Source organism: Mycobacterium sp., assembly GCF_049683935.1.
Taxonomy (GTDB): domain Bacteria; phylum Actinomycetota; class Actinomycetes; order Mycobacteriales; family Mycobacteriaceae; genus Mycobacterium.
In genome coordinates this window covers 1-3430 of the sequence record NZ_JBAUJR010000470.1, presented here as the reverse complement: position 1 = coordinate 3430, position 3430 = coordinate 1, and the positions used below count along the sequence as shown (strand labels likewise).

The window sequence follows — 3430 nt, the reverse complement described above, 5'->3', positions numbered from 1 at the left end:
CCGCCGGCCCGCCCGGCTGCGGGGAGTGCCGGGCCTGCACCACCACGATGGCCGGTACCCACGCCGACGTCCGCCGGATCATCCCGGAGGGCCTGTCGATCGGGGTCGACGCGATGCGGACCATCGTGCAGATCGCGTCACGGCGGCCCGGAACCGGCCGCTGGCAGATCGTGGTGATCGAGGATGCCGACCGGCTCACCGAGGGAGCCGCCAACGCACTGCTCAAAGTGGTCGAGGAGCCGCCGCCGTCAACGGTGTTCCTGCTGTGCGCCCCGTCGGTGGACCCGGAGGACATCTCGATCACGCTGAGGTCGCGGTGCCGACACGTCGCGCTGGTGACTCCGCCGGTGGCGGCGATCGCCGGAGTGCTGATCGAATCCGACGGACTGCCGGAGAAGGACGCGGTGTGGGCGGCGTCGGTCAGCGGAGGGCATGTCGGGCGGCCCAGACGGCTGCCCACCGACGAGCAGGCGCGGCAGAGAAGGCAGCGGGCGCTGAGCCTGGCGCGGGACGCGGCCACGCCGTCGCGGGCGTACGCCGCGGCCGAGGAACTGGTGGCCACGGCAGAGGCAGAGGCCAAGGCGCTGACCGGAGATCGCAACGACGCCGAGGCGGACGAGTTGCGCACGGCGTTGGGCGCAGGCGGTACCGGGAAGGGCACCGCCGGGGCGATCCGCGGTGCCGCCGCAGCGATCAAGGACCTCGAGAAGCGCCAGAAGTCGCGCCAGACCCGGGCGTCGCGGGATGCCCTCGACCGCGCACTGATCGACCTCGCGACGTACTTCCGTGATGCCCTGCTGGTCTCGGCGGGAGCGGGGGAGGTGGCGCCCAATCACCCCGACATGGCCGAGAAGGTCGCCGCGATGGCGGGACACGCGCCTCCGGACAAGCTGTTGCGCTGTATCGAGGCGGTGCTGGAATGCCGCGAAGCACTCGCGATCAACGTCAAACCCAAATTCGCGGTCGACGCCATGGTCGGTACGGTCGGGCAGGCGCTGCGCGGCTGACAGGATGAGCGGCCGGCATCAACTTGGGTCGTCGGCGGACCCTGCCGTAGACTCGGGCCGCCGTCGAATAGCCGGCACGCCGCCTTAGCTCAGTCGGTAGAGCGTCTCACTCGTAATGAGAAGGTCGGGGGTTCGATTCCCCCAGGCGGCTCCGATTTCTCCTCGGAGCCAGGTTTCAGCCCTCCAGCACTTCACGGGCCGCCGTGCACGCCGAGTTGGCCGCCGGGAACCCTGCGTAACCGCTCGAGTGGTAGATGACCTCGGCGATCTCGTCTTCGGTCAGCCCGTTGGTGCGCGCGATCCGGACATGGGACTTGAGTTCGTCGGTGGCGCGCAGCGCGATCAGGATGCCCAGCGTGACCAGGCTGCGGTCCCGGCGGCCCAGACCCTCCCGGCCCCACAGCGCGCCGAAGACATTGTCGACGCCGAGTTCGAGCAGTTCGTCGCCGAACCTGCCGTCGCGGACTCCGGCGTCGTCACCGTCCGGGAGGACACCCGGCAGCAGTTCGCGGAAAACGTCGTAACCCTTGGCGCGCGTATCGGTCATGCCACCAGGGTGACACAGTGCCAGTCGCTACTGCGGCGCCACGAAACCGACGGGACCCGCTGCGACACAGACCGACAGCGCTGCGGTGCCGGCGCGCACGGTGATCGCATCGCCTGCACCGGGCAGTCGTACGTAGACGCGGTTCAGCCCGGGCCGGACCGGAACCTTGACCTCGTCGCCGTCGGCCAGCGACAGCATCAGCGAGCCGTCACTGTTGGCCAGGTAGTTGATCTCTGCCGTCCAGTCGGCGGGCAGCAGCGGCCCGTCCAGCGGCATACGCACCGGGAAGTCGGGCTGCACCAGGTATCCGCACTGCGGACCCGGCCCGGGGCGGATGGAGCGGACCCAGGTCACCTTCGCGTCCGCAAGCTTGCCCGCAGCGTCGAGCATGCGGAGATCAGTTGTTGCAGAGGCAAATTCGGGGCGGTCGCGGAGCAGGGCGAACATGTGGCTGGCCAGGTTCTCCGGCCACGCCACTCGCTGCAGCACCAGCGGATCGACCTCCTGGTCCAACATCGGCGCATCGGAGGTGGCGTCGGCGACGGCCAGGGCGGTGCGGGCGTTCTGCAGATACGGCTGCGCGGGGTTGTCGCGCCAACTGGTGAGGAATGTCGCCGTCGAATACAGGCTGCTTGCGACGAACGCCACCGCAAGGCCGGCGGTCGTCAGCGATCTCGCCGTCGACGAGTCCAGCCTCCTCGACTCCTGCCGGTTCGGTGCGCACAGGCCGACCGCCGCCAGCAGCGCCAGCACGACCACCAGATCGGGCAGATAGCGCAGGGTCTGAGCGAGTTCGAGCGCGGTGAACTGCGATGAGCGCATGAGATAGATCGGCACCTGGCAGGCGACGGCATATCCCAGCGCTGCCAGCCACACCGGGCCGAGGCGCTGCTTGCGGTACAGCGTGAGGGCGACGATGCCCGCCAGTGCGACCCAGCCGAGCACCATCACCGATGCGGGCGGGGTCGCCCACGGCGAGGCCGGCGCCCACCGCTGCCAATCCCACGGCCCGCCGACCAGGCCGGGAACGATGCCGTGAGTGACGGAGCGCCACAACAGATCCCATGTCATCGACAGGTCGAAGCTCCACCGCTGCTGGTCGACCACCAGCAGATAGACGCCGATCCAGGCGGCGGTGAGCGCCAGGCACGCCAGCCACAGCCGGGCGCCGCGCCGCCAGACGGTCCGGATCGGTCCGCTTCCCGTCACGTGCCAGTGGAGCGCGGTGACGGTGAACGCGACTAACGGGATGATCGCCGCTTTCTCGAAGAACAGCAGCCCGCCGAGATACGCCAGCGCGCCGGTCAGTACGTAGCGCCGGTTTCCGGTGCGCGACAACTGGATCGCGTCGGCGCACACCCAGGCCATCGCGGCCAGCATCGGAAGCGAGTTCAGCGCCGCCGCCCACCACGCGAAACCCGGTACGGCCAACGGTGTGAACAGCGCGAAGGTCAAGGGCACCAGCAGGACCGGGCGCCAGCCCAGGATCACGTGCAGCGCCCGGAGCAAGGCCAGCGAGGCCAGCAGGGTCAGTACCACCAGGCTGATCGCGGGACCCACCCAGTCCAACGGGGCCAGCCGGGTGATGACCCCTGCGACCAGGAAGGCGCCGGGCATCACATGGCCGTCGTGGTCGTCGAAGAGGTACGCCGGTGACAGCAGGCTCTGGGTTCCCGCCCGGCCGACCAGAATCAGATCGTCCCAGTAGAAGTAGCCGCCGAACGCCAGCACCACCCGGACGACAAGGTGCAGCGCGACGAGCGCTGCGGCGGTGCGGGCGACCCAGGACCTCACGAGCGTGGGTAGGCGTCTCCGGCGCGCCGGCGGGCGGTCCACGCCGAGGCGACCATGTCCTCGAGCGAGTGCCGCATCGACC

Annotated in this window: 3 protein-coding genes and 1 tRNA gene; 2 read left to right on the top strand and 2 right to left on the bottom strand. The window is 69.8% G+C overall.

Annotated elements, in window-relative coordinates; all coding sequences use genetic code 11:
* Nucleotides 1-1007 (top strand): DNA polymerase III subunit delta' (locus tag WA965_RS26655; protein ID WP_526448221.1); only part of this gene is annotated, 1007 nt, incomplete at its 5' end.
* 78 nt (nucleotides 1008-1085) lie between these two features.
* Nucleotides 1086-1158 (top strand) — tRNA-Thr (locus tag WA965_RS26650).
* 24 nt (nucleotides 1159-1182) lie between these two features.
* Here WA965_RS26650 and WA965_RS26645 read toward each other — a convergent pair.
* Together WA965_RS26645 and WA965_RS26640 are read right to left on the bottom strand one after the other, a co-directional pair.
* The gene (locus WA965_RS26645; protein WP_526302805.1) at nucleotides 1183-1554 is read right to left on the bottom strand and encodes a carboxymuconolactone decarboxylase family protein; all 372 of its coding nucleotides are present in this window, start codon (nucleotides 1552-1554) and stop codon (nucleotides 1183-1185) included.
* A 27-nt stretch (nucleotides 1555-1581) separates the two neighbouring features.
* A complete protein-coding gene (locus WA965_RS26640; protein ID WP_526302804.1) occupies nucleotides 1582-3348 on the bottom strand; it encodes a hypothetical protein in 1767 nt (588 codons plus the stop codon).
* Between the last annotated feature and the right edge of the window lie 82 nt (nucleotides 3349-3430).

Bases quoted from the DNA above. Each gene is read 5' to 3' on its own strand.
- WA965_RS26645 (WP_526302805.1), bottom strand. From the start codon at position 1,554: ATGACCGATACGCGCGCCAAGGGTTACGACGTTTTCCGCGAACTGCTG.